This is a genomic window from Achromobacter sp. EB05, from assembly GCF_044232075.1.
Classification (GTDB): Bacteria; Pseudomonadota; Gammaproteobacteria; order Burkholderiales; family Burkholderiaceae_B; genus Achromobacter; species Achromobacter dolens.
In genome coordinates this window covers 2812379-2828903 of the sequence record NZ_CP155917.1, presented here as the reverse complement: position 1 = coordinate 2828903, position 16525 = coordinate 2812379, and the positions used below count along the sequence as shown (strand labels likewise).

Annotated in this window: 16 protein-coding genes; 4 read left to right on the top strand and 12 right to left on the bottom strand. The window is 66.8% G+C overall.

What is annotated here, in order from left to right; genetic code table 11:
- Window positions 1-142: 142 nt before the first annotated feature.
- Window positions 143-913, bottom strand: a complete 771-nt coding sequence (nudC, locus tag AAID08_RS13060; protein ID WP_054502648.1) for an NAD(+) diphosphatase — start codon at window positions 911-913, stop codon at window positions 143-145.
- Between the two features lie 283 nt (window positions 914-1196).
- Here nudC and AAID08_RS13055 point away from each other — a divergent pair, with 283 nt between their 5' ends.
- The 4 genes from AAID08_RS13055 (at window position 1197) to AAID08_RS13040 (ending at window position 5380) form a co-directional block, all read left to right on the top strand.
- Window positions 1197-2171, top strand: a complete 975-nt coding sequence (locus AAID08_RS13055) for a TRAP transporter substrate-binding protein (RefSeq protein WP_116791231.1) — start codon at window positions 1197-1199, stop codon at window positions 2169-2171.
- Between the two features lie 7 nt (window positions 2172-2178).
- Entirely contained in the window at window positions 2179-2679 is a 501-nt protein-coding gene (locus AAID08_RS13050; protein WP_054502650.1) for a TRAP transporter small permease, read from the top strand.
- Window positions 2672-3973, top strand: coding sequence for a TRAP transporter large permease (locus tag AAID08_RS13045; protein WP_175167363.1), 1302 nt, complete (start codon window positions 2672-2674; stop codon window positions 3971-3973). The genes AAID08_RS13050 and AAID08_RS13045 overlap by 8 nt, the downstream gene beginning before the upstream one ends.
- 336 nt (window positions 3974-4309) lie before the next feature.
- The gene (locus tag AAID08_RS13040; RefSeq protein WP_054502652.1) at window positions 4310-5380 is read left to right on the top strand and encodes a porin; all 1071 of its coding nucleotides are present in this window, start codon (window positions 4310-4312) and stop codon (window positions 5378-5380) included.
- 101 nt (window positions 5381-5481) lie between these two features.
- Here AAID08_RS13040 and AAID08_RS13035 read toward each other — a convergent pair whose 3' ends face one another.
- The 11 genes from AAID08_RS13035 to AAID08_RS12985 all read right to left on the bottom strand — a co-directional run bounded on the left by AAID08_RS13035 (window position 5482) and on the right by AAID08_RS12985 (window position 16440).
- Entirely contained in the window at window positions 5482-6189 is a 708-nt protein-coding gene (locus AAID08_RS13035) for an ABC transporter ATP-binding protein (protein ID WP_054502653.1), read from the bottom strand.
- Between the two features lie 4 nt (window positions 6190-6193).
- Complete coding sequence (locus AAID08_RS13030; RefSeq protein ID WP_054502654.1) at window positions 6194-6916, bottom strand: ABC transporter ATP-binding protein; 723 nt, start codon at window positions 6914-6916, stop codon at window positions 6194-6196.
- Window positions 6897-7886 carry a branched-chain amino acid ABC transporter permease gene (locus AAID08_RS13025; protein ID WP_054472166.1) on the bottom strand — a complete coding sequence of 330 codons (990 nt, stop codon included), beginning with the start codon at window positions 7884-7886 and terminating at the stop codon, window positions 6897-6899. Before AAID08_RS13025 ends, AAID08_RS13030 begins: the two co-directional genes overlap by 20 nt.
- A gap of 1 nt (window position 7887) precedes the next feature.
- A complete protein-coding gene (locus AAID08_RS13020; protein WP_064523012.1) occupies window positions 7888-8739 on the bottom strand; it encodes a branched-chain amino acid ABC transporter permease in 852 nt (283 codons plus the stop codon).
- Window positions 8740-8784: 45 nt separating this feature from the next.
- Window positions 8785-10035, bottom strand: a complete 1251-nt coding sequence (locus AAID08_RS13015; RefSeq protein ID WP_006388192.1) for an ABC transporter substrate-binding protein — start codon at window positions 10033-10035, stop codon at window positions 8785-8787.
- Between the two features lie 296 nt (window positions 10036-10331).
- Entirely contained in the window at window positions 10332-11138 is an 807-nt protein-coding gene (locus AAID08_RS13010; protein ID WP_217484221.1) for a putative hydro-lyase, read from the bottom strand.
- A 101-nt stretch (window positions 11139-11239) separates the two neighbouring features.
- A complete protein-coding gene (locus AAID08_RS13005) occupies window positions 11240-12151 on the bottom strand; it encodes a LysR family transcriptional regulator (RefSeq protein ID WP_054502656.1) in 912 nt (303 codons plus the stop codon).
- Between the two features lie 194 nt (window positions 12152-12345).
- Window positions 12346-13692, bottom strand: a complete 1347-nt coding sequence (locus AAID08_RS13000) for an amidase (protein ID WP_064523014.1) — start codon at window positions 13690-13692, stop codon at window positions 12346-12348.
- 92 nt (window positions 13693-13784) lie between these two features.
- A complete protein-coding gene (locus AAID08_RS12995; protein ID WP_395757719.1) occupies window positions 13785-14468 on the bottom strand; it encodes a DUF2848 domain-containing protein in 684 nt (227 codons plus the stop codon).
- A 71-nt stretch (window positions 14469-14539) separates the two neighbouring features.
- The gene (locus AAID08_RS12990) at window positions 14540-15823 is read right to left on the bottom strand and encodes a TRAP transporter large permease (protein WP_006388187.1); all 1284 of its coding nucleotides are present in this window, start codon (window positions 15821-15823) and stop codon (window positions 14540-14542) included.
- Window positions 15820-16440, bottom strand: a complete 621-nt coding sequence (locus AAID08_RS12985) for a TRAP transporter small permease subunit (RefSeq protein WP_006388186.1) — start codon at window positions 16438-16440, stop codon at window positions 15820-15822. Before AAID08_RS12985 ends, AAID08_RS12990 begins: the two co-directional genes overlap by 4 nt.
- Window positions 16441-16525 lie beyond the last annotated feature (85 nt).

Sequence of the window (16525 nt, the reverse complement as noted above, 5' to 3'; positions counted from 1 at the left end):
AATAAAAAATAAATCAGGGACATAAAAAAACCCTCGTTTCGAGGGAATACCCCTAGCTCCTGGCCCCCGCTGACAGAACCGTCCGGCCGCGCCAGGGCGTTCGCGGCAGACGCCCGCCGCGGCGCCTGCCCTGAACAAAAGACTACGGCGCGTCCCAGCCCGCCGGCAGATTCGCGCGGATCAGCGACCCCGCGATGGAGATGCGCGCCGCGATCTCGGGCATCGGATCGCCCGGGCCAAACCAGCGCGCATCGGCGATCTCGTCCTCCTGCACGCGGATGTCGCCGGATACGTACTCGGCCGTATAGGCCACCATCAGCGAATGCGGGAACGGCCACGACTGGCTGCCGAAGTACTTGAGGTTGCCGACCTTCAGGCCGACCTCTTCCAGCACCTCGCGGTGCACCGTCTGTTCGATGCTCTCGCCCGGCTCGACGAAGCCGGCCAGCGCCGTGTAACGCCCGGCGGCATTGGCGGTGTGGCGCGCCAGCAGGATGCTGTCGCCCTTGCGGATCAGCACCATCATGGCCGGCGAGATGCGCGGATAGGCCGAGAAGCCGCAGGCCGGGCAGCGCTGGCAGAACTCGCCGCTGACACGCGTGGTAGGCGTGCCGCAGGCGCCGCAGAAACGATGGGTGCGGGCCCATTCCGCGATCTGGTAGGCGCGCCCGGCAAGCGCCATGCGTTCCTCGTCCAGCACCCCGAACAGCGACCGCAGCTTCTTGAACGCGTAGCCGTGCGGCGCTTCGATGCCCGGCTCGACATGCGCGGCGCGGGCCGGCGATTCCGGCGCGGCCCAGACCGGCTGCAAGGCATCGGCGCCAAGTCCTGCCCGCACACAGGCGTCCAGGTCCGGCAACACGCTGGTGGCTTCCTCGACCAGCAACTCGTCACGACGAAAAACGAAATTCACACGACCCTCTGCGGCACGACTGCGATGACGAGATCTTAGAAGAAAAAAGCCCCGCCGCAAGACTTCGTCCGGCCCGTGGGCACACTATTTCAATCTTCAAGCAATCCGCGCGCGCCAGCCTAGGAATTACCCGTAAACGCGCATTTACAGGCACTTTGTGACCAATTGGCAACATAGAATGGCACGGCTTTTAAGCTACGCGTCATACGACGCCGCGCGCTCTTTTCGCAATGCCTACCGGGCCACGACGTCCCGCACTCCTCATTCGCAAAGAAGGACCATCATGTTCAAGAAGCTCTCGCTGTTGACCGGCAGCCTCATCGTGGCGTTCAGCGCCGGCGCCCAGGCCCAGACCAAGTGGGACCTGCCCAGCGCCTATCCCGCCAGCAACTTCCACGTCGAAAACCTGACGACCTTCATCAAGGACGTGGACACGCTGTCCGAAGGCAAGCTCAAGATCACGCTGCACAACAACGCCTCGCTGTACAAGGCGCCCGAGATCAAGCGCGCCGTGCAAGGCAACCAGGCCCAGATCGGCGAGATCCTGCTGACCAACTTCGCCAACGAAGACCCGATCTACGAACTGGACGGCCTGCCCTTCCTGGCCACCGGCTACGACGCCTCGTTCAAGCTCTACCAGGCGCAGAAGCCGTTCCTGGAAAAGAAGCTGAACTCGCAGGGCATGACGCTGCTGTACGCGGTGGCCTGGCCGCCCCAGGGAATCTTCGCCAACAAGAACATCAAGCAGATCAGCGACATGAAAGGCCTGAAGTGGCGCGCCTACAGCCCGGTGACGGCCAAGATCGCCGAGCTGGTCGGCGCCCAGCCGGTGACGGTGCAGCAGGCCGAACTGTCGCAGGCCCTGGCCACCGGCGTGATCGACTCGTACATGTCGTCGGCCTCCACCGGCTACGACACCAAGACCTACGAGTACATCAAGAAGTTCTACGACACCCAGGCCTGGCTGCCCAAGAACGCCGTGATCGTCAACAAGAAGGCGTTCGACGCGCTCGATCCGGCCACGCAGGAAGCCTTGAAAAAGGCCGGCGCGCAGGCCGAGGAACGCGGCTGGAAGCTGTCGCAGGAAAAGAACAAGTGGTACCAGGAAGAACTGGCCAAGAACGGCATGGAAACCATCAAGCCGACCGTCGAGCTCAAGGAAGGCCTGTCGGTGATCGGCAAGCGCATGCTGGATGACTGGCTCAAGAAGGCCGGCGCCGACGGCCAGGCCATGATCGACGCCTACCGGAAGCAGTGATACGACCATGCGCCGCTTTCTGGATGGACTTTACGGCGCGGCCGGCCTGCTGGCCGGCCTGTGCACGATCGGTGTATTGGTGGCGGTGCTGGCCGCGATCGTCGCGCGCCAGCTCGGCCTGAACATTCCCGGCACCGACGCCTATGCCGGGTATTTCATGGCCGCCGCGGGCTTCCTGGCGCTGGCCAGCACCTTCAAGCATGGCGAGCACATCCGCGTGACGCTGGTGCTGAACGCGCTGTCCCCGGCCGGCAGCCGCCGCCTGGATATCTTCGCGCTGGGCATCGGCTGCCTGATGGCCGCCGCCTTCGCCTTCTTCAGCGTCAAGCTTACCTACGACTCCTGGCAGTTCAACGACATCTCCACGTCCAACGACGCCACGCCGCTGTGGATTCCGCAGTTGAGCATGGCCGTGGGCACGGTCCTGTTCCTGGTCGCCCTGCTCGATGAGCTGGTTCGCCGTTCACGCGGCCTGGCCGCCGCCACCTCGCAGCAAACCCATGAATGAACTTCTCGTCATTACCCTGCTGGTCGTCTCGATCTTCGCGTTCCTGGGATGCGGCGTCTGGGTCGGCCTGACACTGGCGGGCACCGCCTGGATCGGCATGGAGATCTTCTCCAGCCGTCCCGCCGGCGATGCCATGGCCGTCACCATCTGGGGCGCCTCGTCGAGCTGGACGCTGACCGCCCTGCCCCTGTTCCTGTGGATGGGTGAAATCCTGTTCCGCACGCGCCTGTCGGAAGACCTGTTCAAGGGCCTGGCCCCCTGGCTCAACCGGCTGCCCGGGCGCCTGCTGCACACCAACGTGATCGGCTGCGCCATCTTCGCGGCGGTGTCGGGCTCGTCGGCCGCCACCTGCGCCACGGTCGGCAAGATGACCATCCCCGAGCTGACGCGCCGCGGCTACCCCGAATCGAAGATCCTGGGCACGCTGTCGGGCGCCGGCACGCTGGGGCTGCTGATCCCGCCGTCGATCATCATGATCGTCTACGGGGTGGCGGCGGACGTGTCGATCGCCAAGCTGTTCATCGCCGGCATCGTGCCGGGCATCCTGCTGGCGCTGCTGTTCATGGGCTACATCGCCTGGTGGGCGATCCGCAACCCGGACGAAGTGCCGGCCGCCGATCCCGGCCTGACGTTCATGCAAAAGCTGTCGCGTTCGCGCCACCTGATTCCGGTGATGCTGCTGATCGGCGCGGTGCTGGGCTCGATCTACACCGGCCTGGCCACGGCCACGGAAGCGGCGGCGGTGGGCGTGGTCGGGGCGTTGATCCTGTCGGGACTGCAAGGCTCGCTGAACCGTTCCACCTTCATGCAGTCGCTGCTGGGCGCCACCCGGCTGTACTGCATGATCGCGCTGATCCTGGCCGGCGCGCAGTTCCTGACGCTGGCAATGGGCTACATCGGCCTGCCGCGGGCGCTGGCCGAATGGATCGGCGGGCTGGGCCTGTCGCAGTTCGGGCTGATCATGGCGCTGATGGTGTTCTTCATCGTGCTGGGCTGCTTCCTGGACGGCATTTCCATCGTGGTGCTGACCATGGGCGTACTGCTGCCGACCGTGCAGGCGGCCGGCATCGACCTGATCTGGTTCGGCATCTTCATCGTTTTCGTTGTGGAAATGGCACAGATCACGCCGCCGGTGGGCTTCAACCTGTTCGTGCTGTCGGGCATGAGCGGGCGCGAACTGCCCTACATCGCGCGCGCCTCGCTGCCGATGTTTTTCCTGATGATCCTGGCGGTGCTGCTGCTGTACATGGTGCCCGGCATCGCCACGTGGCTGCCGCTGCATATGACGCTATGAGCCCGTAGCGCCCCCCAGAAACCCCGTTCTCGCAACGGGGTTTTTTTTGGAACAATCGCCTGATTGTTTCAACCATCGCCTTTTTTGTAATTCTGTAAACCCAGGGAAAACGCGAAAAAGATAAACGCACTACACAAGCCGTAACTTTTTTAGAATCCCCGTGGCGTTCCAGTGCGCACCAAGATGGCGCACAAACGCAACCAGGGCCAACGCTCCGGACCCGCGCCAACCCCTGGCGTCGGTGCAGCGGCCCCGCTCCGGGCGAACCGCCAGGCGCATCCCGTCGAGTCAAAAGCCCGACGTACGCAAAGAACAGAAACATTAGGAGAAGCCTTCGTGAAACGCATCACCCTCTCGCTCGCCGCAGCCGGTCTCGGCCTGGCCGCCGGCGCCGCTTCCGCGGAAACCAGCGTCACCCTGTACGGTATCGCCGACGTCAGCATCCGCTACGTCAACACCAGCGACGGCGCCACCGGCCAGGACGGCAGCCGCATCTCCATGGCCAACGGCGCCATCTCCAACAGCCGTTGGGGCCTGCGCGGCTCGGAAGACCTGGGCGACGGCAACCGCGCCTTCTTCCGCCTGGAGCAAGGCTTCAACGTGCAGAACGGCAAGGCCTCCGACACCAGCAAGACCTTCAACCGCCTGGCCTACGTCGGCCTGGATGGCGGCAAGATCGGCGCGCTGACCCTGGGCCTGCAGAACACGGTGATCCAGGACCTGATGGCCGACTACTTCGACCCGCTGACGGTCGGTAACTACAACGAAAACTCGTGGCTGCCCGCCGCCATGGGCCGCGTGCGCAACAACAACTCGTTCCGCTACTCGAACACCCTGGGCGACCTGAACGTGATCGCGCAGTGGGCCAACGGCGACAAGTGGTCTGACCGCAAGGCCGGTCAGCAGATGGGTGTGAGCCTGCGCTACACCGTCGGTCAACTGGGTCTGGGCGCCGCGTACCAGAACACCTACGAAGGCAACGATTCCGACCTGCGCCAGCGCGTCTGGAACTTCAGCGCCTCGTACCAGTTCGAAAGCGCCAAGATCTTCGCGGGCTACTTCAACGGCCGCGACCAGACCGGCTGGGTCAACGCCGTCATGGGCGGCACCACCACCGCCCAGCTCGACCGCAAGGACAACGGCTACTTCGCCGGCGTGACCTGGCAGGCCACCCCGCGCTGGGCCATCACCGGCGCCGCCTACTACGACCAGAGCAAGAACGTGGTCGAGGACGGCGACAAGGGCAAGCGCTACGCCCTGGTGGCCGTGGCCGAGTACTCGCTGTCCAAGCGCACCCAGGTGTACGGCACCGTGGACTACAACAAGGTCCGCGACGCCGCCACCGGCGAAATCGCCGGCCGCACCAGCCAGGTCGGCGCCGGCGTGGGCATCCGCCACATCTTCTGAGTCCTTCGAGACTGTCGGCCCGCCCCCGGCCGCCTATCAAGAAAAAGCCCGTCGCCTCGCGCGACGGGCTTTTTTTCGCCTGGCGGAAAGCGGCCGACGGGCTACATCCCGAGATACGCCTTGCGCACCTCGTCCGACGCCGCCAGCTCGGCGGCATCACCCGACAGCGCAATGCGCGCGCTCTGCATCACATAGGCGCGCGACGCCACTTCCAGCGCCTGCGTCATGTTCTGCTCGACCAGCAGCACCGACAGGCCATCGTCGCGGTTCAGCGCGGCCAGGGCGTCGAACACCTGCTCCACCAGCAGCGGCGACAGGCCCAGACTGGGCTCGTCGATCAGCAGCAGCCGCGGCCCGCTCATCAGGGCGCGGCCGATCGCCAGCATCTGCCGCTCGCCGCCGGACATGGTGCCCGCGAGCTGTTCACGGCGCTCCTTGAGCCGCGGGAACAGCGTGTAGACCTTGTCCAGCCGCTCCTGGTAGATGCGCTCGTCGCGCACGGTGTACGCCCCCAGCCGCAGGTTCTGCTCGACCGGCTGGCGCGCGAACACCCGCGCGCCTTCCGGAATCATGGCGATACCCTGCTTGACCAACTGGTCCGGCGGCGTTCCCGTGATGTCGCGCCCTTCGAAGACGACCCGGCCTTCCCTGGGCTTGACCGAGCCGATGATGGCCAGCAGCGTGCTGGACTTGCCGGCGCCGTTGGCGCCAAGCAGCGCGGCGATTTCGCCTTGCCGCACTTCCAGCGACACATCGCGCACGGCCTGCACGCCGCCGTAGGCCACGCTCAGGTTGTCGACCTTCAACATCGCATCAGGCACGGTGCTTCCTCCCCAGATAAGCCTCGATCACGGCGGGATGGCGCACGATGTCCTGGGGCGCCCCTTCCGCGATCATCTGGCCAAAATTCAACACCAGCACGCGTTGCGCCAGCCGCATCACCACCTCCAGCACGTGCTCGACGATGATCAGCGTGACCCCGGCGGCATGGATGCCGCGCAGGATCTCGGCCAGCGCGATGGCCTCAGCCGGATTGAGGCCGCCGGCCACTTCGTCCAGCAGCAGCATGCGCGGCTCGGTCGCCAGCGCACGTGCCAGCTCGACCCGCTTCTGCCCTGCCACATTCAACTCGGCCGCCAGCGTATCGGCGCGGTCGGCCAGGCCCACCAGCTCCAGCACCCGCGCCGAGGCGCGACGCGCGTCGGGCAGGCGCGGATGGCGCAGCAGCGCGCCGACCATGGCGTTCTCCAACACTGTCATCTGGCCGAAGCTGCGCGGGATCTGGTAGGTGCGCACCAGGCCCATGGCCGCGACCTGCTCCGGCCGCCGGCCGATCATGGACTCGCCGGCGAACGCCACCGTGCCCGAGGTCGGCTCGTGATGGCCGACCAGTCCGTTGAACAGCGTGCTCTTGCCCGCGCCGTTGGGACCGATGATGGCGACGATCTCGCCCGCCTCGACCGACAGCGAGATGTCCTTGTTGGCGACCAGGCCGCCGAAGCGCTTGGTCAGGTTCTTAACGTCGAGCAGAGCCACGGCGCCTCCTCAATGTCACCAGACCGCCTGGCAGGAACAGGGTGACGAGCAGGATCGCCAACCCGAAAATCAGCAGGTCCAGGCCCAGGCCCGAACTGCCCCACAGCACCCGCGTGCCTTCCGACAGCGGCAACAGCACCGCGGCGCCCAGCCACGGACCGACCAGCGTGCCGACCCCACCCAGGATGGCCACCAGCACCACCTGCACCGACATCGTCAGGCTGAACATCGACTCAGGATCGATGAAGCCCACGTACATGGCGAAGAAGCCGCCCCACACCCCGGTCATGCCGGCGGACAGCACGAACGCCAGCATCTTGTAGCGGTCCGCCGGCACGCCCAGGCTGCGCGAGGCCGCTTCGTCGCCATTGATGGCGCGCCAATAGAAGCCGGTCTTGGAATGCACCAGGAAGTACGTGGCGCAGAACGTCAGGAACGCCAGCCCCACCGCGATCCAGTAGTACGGCACCTTGCTGCGGAACAGCAGCATCCAGGCGGCGTCGCCGATCGGCGCCTCCAGCCCGACCGCGCCGCCGGCCCAGTCCCAGTTGATCATCAGCAGCAGCCCGATCTGCAGCAGCGCGATGGTGGCCATGGCGAAATAGTGGCCGGACAGGCGCAGCGTCGGCCCGCCCACCAGCCAGGCCAGCGCCGCGCTGATCAGGCCGCCCAGCGGAATGCCGAGCAATGGTGTCAGCTTCAGATGATGCAGCAGCAACAGCGTGGTGTAGCCGCCCACGCCCACGAACACCGCGTGGCCGAAGGAAATGCGCCCGAGAAAGCCGCCCACCAGGTTCCAGCACGCGCCGAGCGCGCCGAACATGATGGCCAGCAGCAGCACCTGCAGGGTGAACGAGTCGGTCACCACCAGCGGCACCAGCGCCAGCAGCACCGCCGCCGCCAGGGCCACGGCCACCGGCCATTTCGGCACGCCCGAGGCCGCGCCGTCCTTTTTCTGTGTCGTCGTCATGTCACCACCGCCCGAACAGGCCGCGCGGCCGATACCAGAGAACCAGGATGAAGAGGATGAAGACGCTGACCGTCTTCAGCGCCGGCGCCACGAAGTAGCCCGTCATTGCCTCGATGATCCCGATCAGGATGCCCGCGATGAAGGCGCCCGGCAGCGAGCCGAAGCCGCCCATGCAGACCGCCACGAAAGCCAGCAGGCCGAATACCGTGCCCACCGAGGGGAACACGTAGAAGAACGTGGTCAGCAGCGCGCCGGCCAGGCCGACGGCGGCGCTGCCCAGCATCCAGACCTGGGCGTTGACGCGGTCGGGCGAAATGCCGACCAGCGCCGCCACCTGGCGGTCTTCGGCCACCGCCTGCAGCGCATGGCCCCAGCGCGTGCGGTACACCAGCACGAACAGCGCGACCACCATCACCAGCGCGATCAGTCCGGTCACCACCTGCGGACGGCCCAGCGAGATGCCCGCCACGGTGACGCTGCCGGACACCAGGGTGTCGGGCAGGCTGCGGTAGTCGGGGCTGAAGGCGATGAACGCCAGTTGCCGCAGCACCAGGCCCAGGCCGAAGGTGGCCAGGATCACCGCCATGGCGGGACCTTTCTGCAGGCGCTTGATGATCAGCGCATAAGTGAGGAAACCAACGAAGGCCAGCACGATGGCGACCAGAGGGGCCGACAGCGTGGGGTCGATATGACCCAGGGTATAGAGCCAATAGGCGGCATACATGCCGAGCATCAGGAATTCGCCATGGGCGAAGTTGATGACGTCGGTGATGCCCCAGATCAGCGCCAGCCCCACAGCCACCGCGGCATAGATCAGGCCGTTGAACAGGCCTGCCGAGAGAGCTTCAAACATGGAGTGCTCCTGTGGCGGGCCCCCGCGGCCCGCCACGGCTGATGATTACTTCCAGGAGAACGGCAGCGTGGGCAGCGTCTTGTCGGTGCGGTACTTTTCCGGCCAGACCGTCTGGTAGGACGAGCCCTTCAGTTCCAGGATCAGTCCCGAACCCTTGGTGTTCTGGCCCTTGTCGTCGAACTTCACGCCGGCCCAGGGCATGGCCACTTGCGCCTCGCCCAGGTCGGTGGCCGCCAGCGCCTTGCGGATCGCTTCCGGATCGGTGGAACCGGCGCGGTTGATGGCATCGGCCAGCACCAGCACGCCCTGCATCGAACGGGCGTTGTTGCCGTTCAGATCCTTGCCGGTCTTGGCCTTGTACATGTCGTTGATCTTCTTCAGGCCGGCCTTGGCGGCGGCGACGTCGTTGCCCCACACGTCGCGCGTCAGCACGCCCTGCACCTGCGGGCCCACTTCCTGCACGAAGCGCGAATCGATGAAGCCGGCGTCGTTGGCCAGCAGCACCGGCGGCGCGTACTTGCTTTCGCGCATGGTGCGCACGAACAGCATGGCGTCCGAGGTGTAGCTGGCGAAGATCGCCACGTCGGGCTTGGCGGCGGCCAGCTTCTGCACCTCGGCCGTCACCGAGGCCGAACCGGCGCTGTAGGCGATGTTGGCCACCACCTGGCGCTTGTACTGCTTGGCGAACTTCTCGACCGCCTTGTAGGTGTTGACGCCAAAGTCGGTGTTCTCGTAGACCACCGCGATCTTGGCGGTCGGCGTGCCCTTCACGCCGTCCAGGAACTGCATCATGTTCTCGACGAAGGTGTCGTCGTTGGGCGAGGTGCGGAAGAACCACTTGTAGCCGCGCTCGGTCAGGTCCGGGCTGCTGGACTCGCCATTCAGGTAGGGAATGCCGCGCTGCTCGGCGATGCGGCTGGCGGTCTTGGTGACGGCCGACTGGTAGGCGCCGGTCAGGGCCACCACCTTTTCCTGATCGATCAGCCGCTGCGCGTCGGCCAGGCCCACTTCGGGCTTGCCCTGCGAATCGCCGAACACGACCTCGATCTTGGCGCCGCCCAGCGCCGGCAGGCCGGCGCCCGCGGCCAGCGGGATCCCTTCCAGTTCGGGATGCGGATTATTGACGATGTCCACGGCCAGTTCGACCGCGGCCTTGATCTCGGCGCCGGTGGACGCCAGCGCGCCGGACAGGGGATAGATCGCGCCGATCTTCACGGTCTTGACCTGGGCCTGCGTCGGCGCGGCGGCCAACAGCGCCAGACTCGCGGCGACACCCGCAATGAGCTTCATCTTCATTACCTGACTCCTGGAGAAATTCCACTGTGAAAGCAATGCAAAACGCGGGGCGCATGGCCCCGGGCCCGGGAAATCCGGGCCTGCGGCGACCCGCCACCCGTGCGCAGTCCGACGGGTGGTGGATCTTGAACTCTTGTCGCCTTTTCCCCTTGTCCTGTCATGGATCTTTCTGGAGGCAAAACCAAAGCTGCTGACGCGTCCGACCATGGACGCTTTGTAATGGCTACTGCTAGTGCGTGAAGACTGTGATTTCTAGCGGTTTTCCGCTGACGGTTGACTGAGAATCGGAGCGCGGCCTACAGGATCGCCATGCGGCTGTTGACCAGGTCGGTGACCAGCATATGCCCGGGCGCGTGGGTGATGCAGAAATCGGGGCGCACGGCGGCCACCACCGATTGCGGCGTCACGCCGCAGGCCCAGAACACCGGCAGCTCGCCGGCGCGGATCTCCACCGCGTCACCATAATCCGGTCGGTCGATATCGGCAATCCCGATCAATGCGGGGTCGCCGATGTGCACCGGGGCGCCGTGCACCGAGGGAAAACGCGAGGTCACCTGGATGGCGCGGATGGCGTCGGCGGCCTTCAGGGGCCGCATCGACACCACCAGCGGGCCGCCGAAGACGCCGGCGGCATGGGTCGGGATATTGGTGCGGTACATCGGCACATTGCAGCCCTGCTCGATGTGGCGCACCGGCAGGCCGTTGTCCAGCATCGCTTCCTCGAACGAGAACGAGCAGCCGATCAGGAACGACACCAGGTCATCGCGCCACAGGTCGCGCACGTCGGTCGGCTCGGCCACCAGCTCGCCGTTCCGCCACACGCGATAGCGCGGGATGTCGGTGCGGATGTCGATGTCCTGGCCCAGTTCGGGCAGGGAGGGATCGCCCGGCTCGGACATGGCCAGCAATGGGCACGGCTTGGGATTGCGTTGGCAGAAATGCAGGAAATCCGCCGCCAGCGCGCGCGGCAGGATCGCCAGGTTGGCCTGCACGTGCCCCGGCGCCAGGTTGGCCGTGGGACCGCTCAGTTTGCCGCTGCGGGCGTCGAGCCTTGCGCGACGCGCCAGTTCCACGCTGTTGCGGGCCGCCGAATCCAATGCCATGTCCATTCCCCTGAAGCCAGTGTTGGTATGGCGCCATTGCACCGGAACTCGGGCCCGGCGTCTAATCACATGTTGCGATAGACCCCGATCAGAATTCCTTATCAGGGTTTTGCCGGATGGCGCAGCGCTTCTTCACGCGCAATATGCTGGGCGGCCTCGGCCACGGTGCGCGGCACCTGGCTGTCGGGGCCCTGCATCCAGCAGGCGGTGTAGTGCAGCGGCGGCAACGCCGGCGCCTTGACCTCCAGCACCCGCAGCTCGCCCTGGGTCAGCTCCTTGCGCAGGATCACCGGGGCGATCACGGCGGTGCCGATGCCGTCGAGCGCCATGCGCACGATCACGCTCAGCGCCGAACTGCCATACATGCGCGGCGCGTCCACGCCGGCCTGCTGCAGCAATTGCCGCACCGCGCGGTGCGGATCGGTGGTGGACGAATAGGTGATGACCGGCCACTCCCCCAGCCGCTTCAGGCTGATGGGCTGGCGTCCCACCTTCAGCTTGGGGCTGGCGACCCAACTGAGCGGGTAATTGCACAGGTACAGGTTTTCGATGCGCGGCTCTTCCATCGGCCCCAGCAGGAACGCCAGGTCGATCTGGCGCGAGGCCAGTTGGGTCTTGAGCACGGTAGTGGTGTCCACCTGGATCTCGACCATCAGCGCCGGGTAGGCGTCGTGCAGGTATTCCATCAGCGTCGGCAGCCAGGTATGCACGATGGTCTCGGACACGCCCAGCCGCAGGGTGCCGGTCATCACGCTCTTGGCCCGCGCCGCTTCCTGCATGTCGCGGCGCAGTTGCAGCATGCGCTCGGCGTGTGACAGCAGTTCCTGGCCCTTGCCGGTCAGCTTGATGCCGCGCACGTCGCGGTCGAACAGGCGGATGCCCAGGTCGGATTCCAGCGACGCGATGCGCTGGGAAATCGCCGGTTGGGTGGCATTGAGCTTTTCGGCCGCGGCGCGAAAGCCGCCCAGCGTGGCCACCCAGAAAAACGTCTCGATATTGCGCAGATCTATCATGGCGCCCGTATCCTGCCCCGTTGCGCGGCATGTCCAGCCTGGATGTTAGCGTCAGGGGGACGGTTCCGATATGGCGGAAAACACCGCCCTGCCCGCCCGCGCGGCCGCCATCCCCGCCCGACAGCCGTCCCTGCGAAGCAAGGCCCGACGGCGGGCGGCCCGGGGCCGTGAGCGGGCGCGGCCCGGGCCCGGGTTCAACCCGCGAGCAGTTCCTCGACCGCCAGGCCGATGGCCAGGATGCGGCGGTCGGCGCCGTTGCTGCCGGCGATCATCAGGCCGACCGGCGCGCTGCCGTCGGCGTGGCAAGGCAGCGACAGCGCGCAGCCGTCGAGGAAGTTGATCAGCGTGGGATTGCGCAGGATCAGGCCGTTGGCGGCGTAATAGGCTTCATCCGAGGCCGTCAGGTCGGCCACGGCCGGCGCCACGATCGGCGTGGTCGGCAGGATCAGCGCATCGTAGCCGGCGATGCGGCGGTCGACCGCGGCGACCCAGGCTTCGCGCGCGTCCAGCAGGTCCAGGTAGTCGGCGGCGCTCATGTCCTTGCCGCGCATGATGCGCGACACCACGCGCGGATCGTAACGCTTGCCGGCGCGGGCGATCAGGTCGCGATGCCAGGCCCAGGCCTCGGCGGCGGTGAAGCCGCCCTTGGCGTTGATGCCGGCCAGCTCGGCGAATTCCGGGATGGCAACCTCGTCGACCAGCGCGCCAGCCTCTGCCAACCGCGCCACGGTGCGCGCGAAGGTGTCGGACACGTGCTTGTCCATGGCATCCAGCGCCAGCGTCTGGGGCACCGCCAGGCGCAGGCCGCGCAGCGGCAGCGCCTCGGGCACCGGCCCGCCCTCGCCCGACAGGATGGCGTCGAGTTCGGCGCAGCAGCGCACGCTGGCGGCGATGGGGCCGATGGAATCCAGGTTGGCCGACAGCGGCAGCACGCCTTCCATCGACACGCGCCAGGCGCTGGGCTTGAAGCCGGTCAGGCCGCACAGCGCGGCGGGAATGCGCACCGAGCCGCCGGTGTCCGAACCGATGGCGGCCACCGCCATGCCGTCGGCCACCGACACCGCCGCGCCCGACGAGGAGCCGCCAGGAATGCGGCCCGTGGCGCGGTCCCAGGGGTTCAGCGGCGTGCCGTAATGGGGATTGATGCCCAGGCCCGAATAGGCGAATTCGGTCATGTTGGTGCGGCCGATGATGACCGCGCCGGCGGCGATCAGGCGCTGCACCACTTCGGCGTTGGCGTCGGCCGCCGGTTCGCCCTCGCGCGCCACCGAGCCGGCCATGGTGGTCTCGCCCTCGATGTCGAACAGGTCCTTGATGCTGATCGGCAGGCCCTCGATAGCCGAGCGCACGATGCCGGCGGCGCGCAGCGTGTCCGAGGCGCGGGCCTGGGCCAGCGCCGCCTCGGCATACAGGCGGGTGAAGGCGCGGGCGCCCTCCCCGGCCGGATCGTTGGCGCGCGCCAGGGCGGCCTCGGTCAGTTCAACGGAAGTGGTGCGGCCGTCGTTGAGGGCGGCGGTCAGGTCATTCAGGGTCGAAAGCATACGGTTCCAGGGGGCCGCGGGGCGGCATGAAAAGTGTTGGACCGGCGCGCCCCGCCGGGGCGCGTCATGGCAATCAGGGCGCCTGCCGGGCGTCAGGCCACCACCGGCAGGATCTCGACATGATACCGGTGGCGCAGGCTGCGTTGGCGGCGCGGATCGAACAGTTCCATGGTGAATTCGGCCGACGGGCGGATGCCGCCGATGGCGCCGACGGTGCCGCAGGTCATGCCGGCGCCTTCGGGCAGCGTCGCGGCGCCGCCGGTGTAGCCGGCGATCAGGTCCTGCGGCGTGCGCAGCGAGGCCAGCGGGCCTTCCTGGTACAGCACCTCGGCGCCGTTCTCGACGATGTACGAACGGATTACCAACTCGTCCCAGTATTCGGCCACGTCGGCCAGGCGCCAGGCCGAGGTCGCCACCGGCTTGACGCAGACCTGCTTGGACATGGCCACACTGACCGTCTCCAGCTTGCGGTCGGTGTGGTCCGAGGCAATGCTCACGTACATTTCGCCGTCGGCCGCGAACACGAAGGTCTCGACCTCGCCGGACGAATCGCCGCCCACCGCCTGCACCCGTTCGGCCTGGGTCAACTGGTTGTCGGCGATGCGGTAGTACAGCGGCACGCTGGTGGGACGCGGCACGCCGATGGCGGCCAGTTCCTCGATGTGGTGCTCGATGGCGGCGAGGTCGCGCCCGGCCCAGCCGGCCACGATGAGGGTATTGAAGTCCACCTCGACCTGGCGGGGGGAATCGGCTTCGATCTGGAATACGGCTTTCATGAAAAGTCCTGCGGAGGTAAACGGGGAAGAATGGGCACGGCCGCGCGGCCGTGCCCGAAGGGATACCGGGGCTAGCCGAACACGCGCGGCAGCCACAGGGCCAGGTCGGGCCACCACGCCAGCAACGCCAGCATCACGAACATGGCCAGCACGAACGGCAGGCTGCCGGTGATCACGGCGCTCATCGAGCCGCTCTTGCGCAGGCTCTGCACCACGAACAGGTTCAGCCCCACCGGCGGCGTGATCAGCGCGGCCTCGACCAGGATGATGATGATGATGCCCAGCCAGATCGGGTCGTAGCCCAGCGCGATCATGATGGGCGCGACGATGGGGATGGTCGTGATCATCATCGACAGGGTCTCCATGAAGCAGCCCAGCACCAGGTAGAACACGATCACGATCAGCAGCATCCAGCCCGGCGACAGGCCCAGCCCGGTGATGGACTGGGTCAGCGCGTCGGTCAGGCCGGTGGCGGACATGACGAAGTTCAGGAAGCTGGCAGCCACCACGATCAGCATGATCATGGCGGTCGAGCGCATGGTGCCTTCCATCGCCTCGCGCAGCATGGTCCAGGTCAGGCGGCGGAACCAGGCGGCCAGGATCAGCGCGCCCAGCACGCCCAGCGCGGCGGCCTCGGTGGGCGTGGCCAGGCCGGCGTAGATCGAGCCCACCACCAGCAGGAAGATGCCCATCGGCGGCGCCAGATGCACCAGGCTGGCGAAGCGCTGGCCCCAGGTGGCCTGGATCTTCTTGCCGCCCCAGGACGGCTTGACCACGCAGGCGATCATCACCGTCAGCATGAACAGCGCCGCCATGGCGAAGCCCGGGATGATGCCGGCCAGGTACAGCTTCGGCACGGACGAATTGGTCAGCACGCCATAGATCACCAGGTTGATCGACGGCGGGATCAGGATGCCGAGCGTGCCGCCGGCGGCCAGGCTGCCCAGGAACAGCGGCTCGTTGTAGCCATACTTGCGGATCTGCGGAATCGCCACCGTGCCGACCGTCGCGGCGGTTGCGACGCTGGAGCCGGAGGTGGCCGAGAACAGCGTCGAGGCGCCGATGTTGGCGTGCATCAGGCCGCCCGGCAGCCACGACAGCCACAGGCTCATGGCGCCGTACATGCGTTCGGCGAAGCCGGCCCGCAGCAGCACCTCGCCCAGCATGATGAACAGCGGAATGGCGACCAGCAGGAATTCGTTGTTGGTGCTCCAGGAGATCTCGCCGATCGCGCGCGACAGCGGCAGCATCGAGAACATCGGGTCCAGGATCAGGCCCAGCACCCCCAGGGCCGCGCCCACGGGGATCGACAGGCCGATCAGGACCAGCAACAGAGTCAGGGCGGTGGCGATCATGCGGCGGCTCCCTTGACCATGCGCTCGCCGGCGGCGGCTTCCTCGTCGGCTTCTTCCTGCGCGGAACGCACGCCGCAGATTTCCTTGACCAGTTCGATGTCGCCGGTCACCAGGGCGGCCGAGGCGCGCGCCAGCATCAGGGCGACGGTAATGCACATCCAGGCCAGGCCCAGCAGCCACAGGCCTTGGGGAATCCACAACGGCGTAGCCAGCGGCGTGTTGGCGGCGGACTTCTGCGCCCACGACATCTGCACCACTTCATAGGCGTAATAGGTCAGGAACACCATGAAGACCGCCAGCGCCACCATGGAAACCCAATCGAGCACGGCCGACACGCGCACCGGCAGCTTCTGGTAGAGCACGTCCACCCGCACGTTGGCGCGCTGCAGCGTGGCAAAGGCCAGCGCCCAGGAGGTGCTGATGGCGAAGGCGTAGCTGGACAGTTCGTCGGCGCCGCCGGTGTTGAAGCCCAGGAACTTGCGGGCCAGCACGTCGAAGGAAATGAGCAGCACGCTGGCGATGGTCAGCGCGCCGCCCGCCCACACCGCGACGCGCGAGAAGGTCTCGGCGCGACGCAGCAGCCCGCCCAGCAGGCGGAAGTGTTCGGTTCGGGTCATGGGAAAAACCTCTGCGGCCGGATACGGCCTCGATGATGAATCGCAGGCGCGCCGCCGCTGCAACGGCGGACGGCGCGCGGTCTCG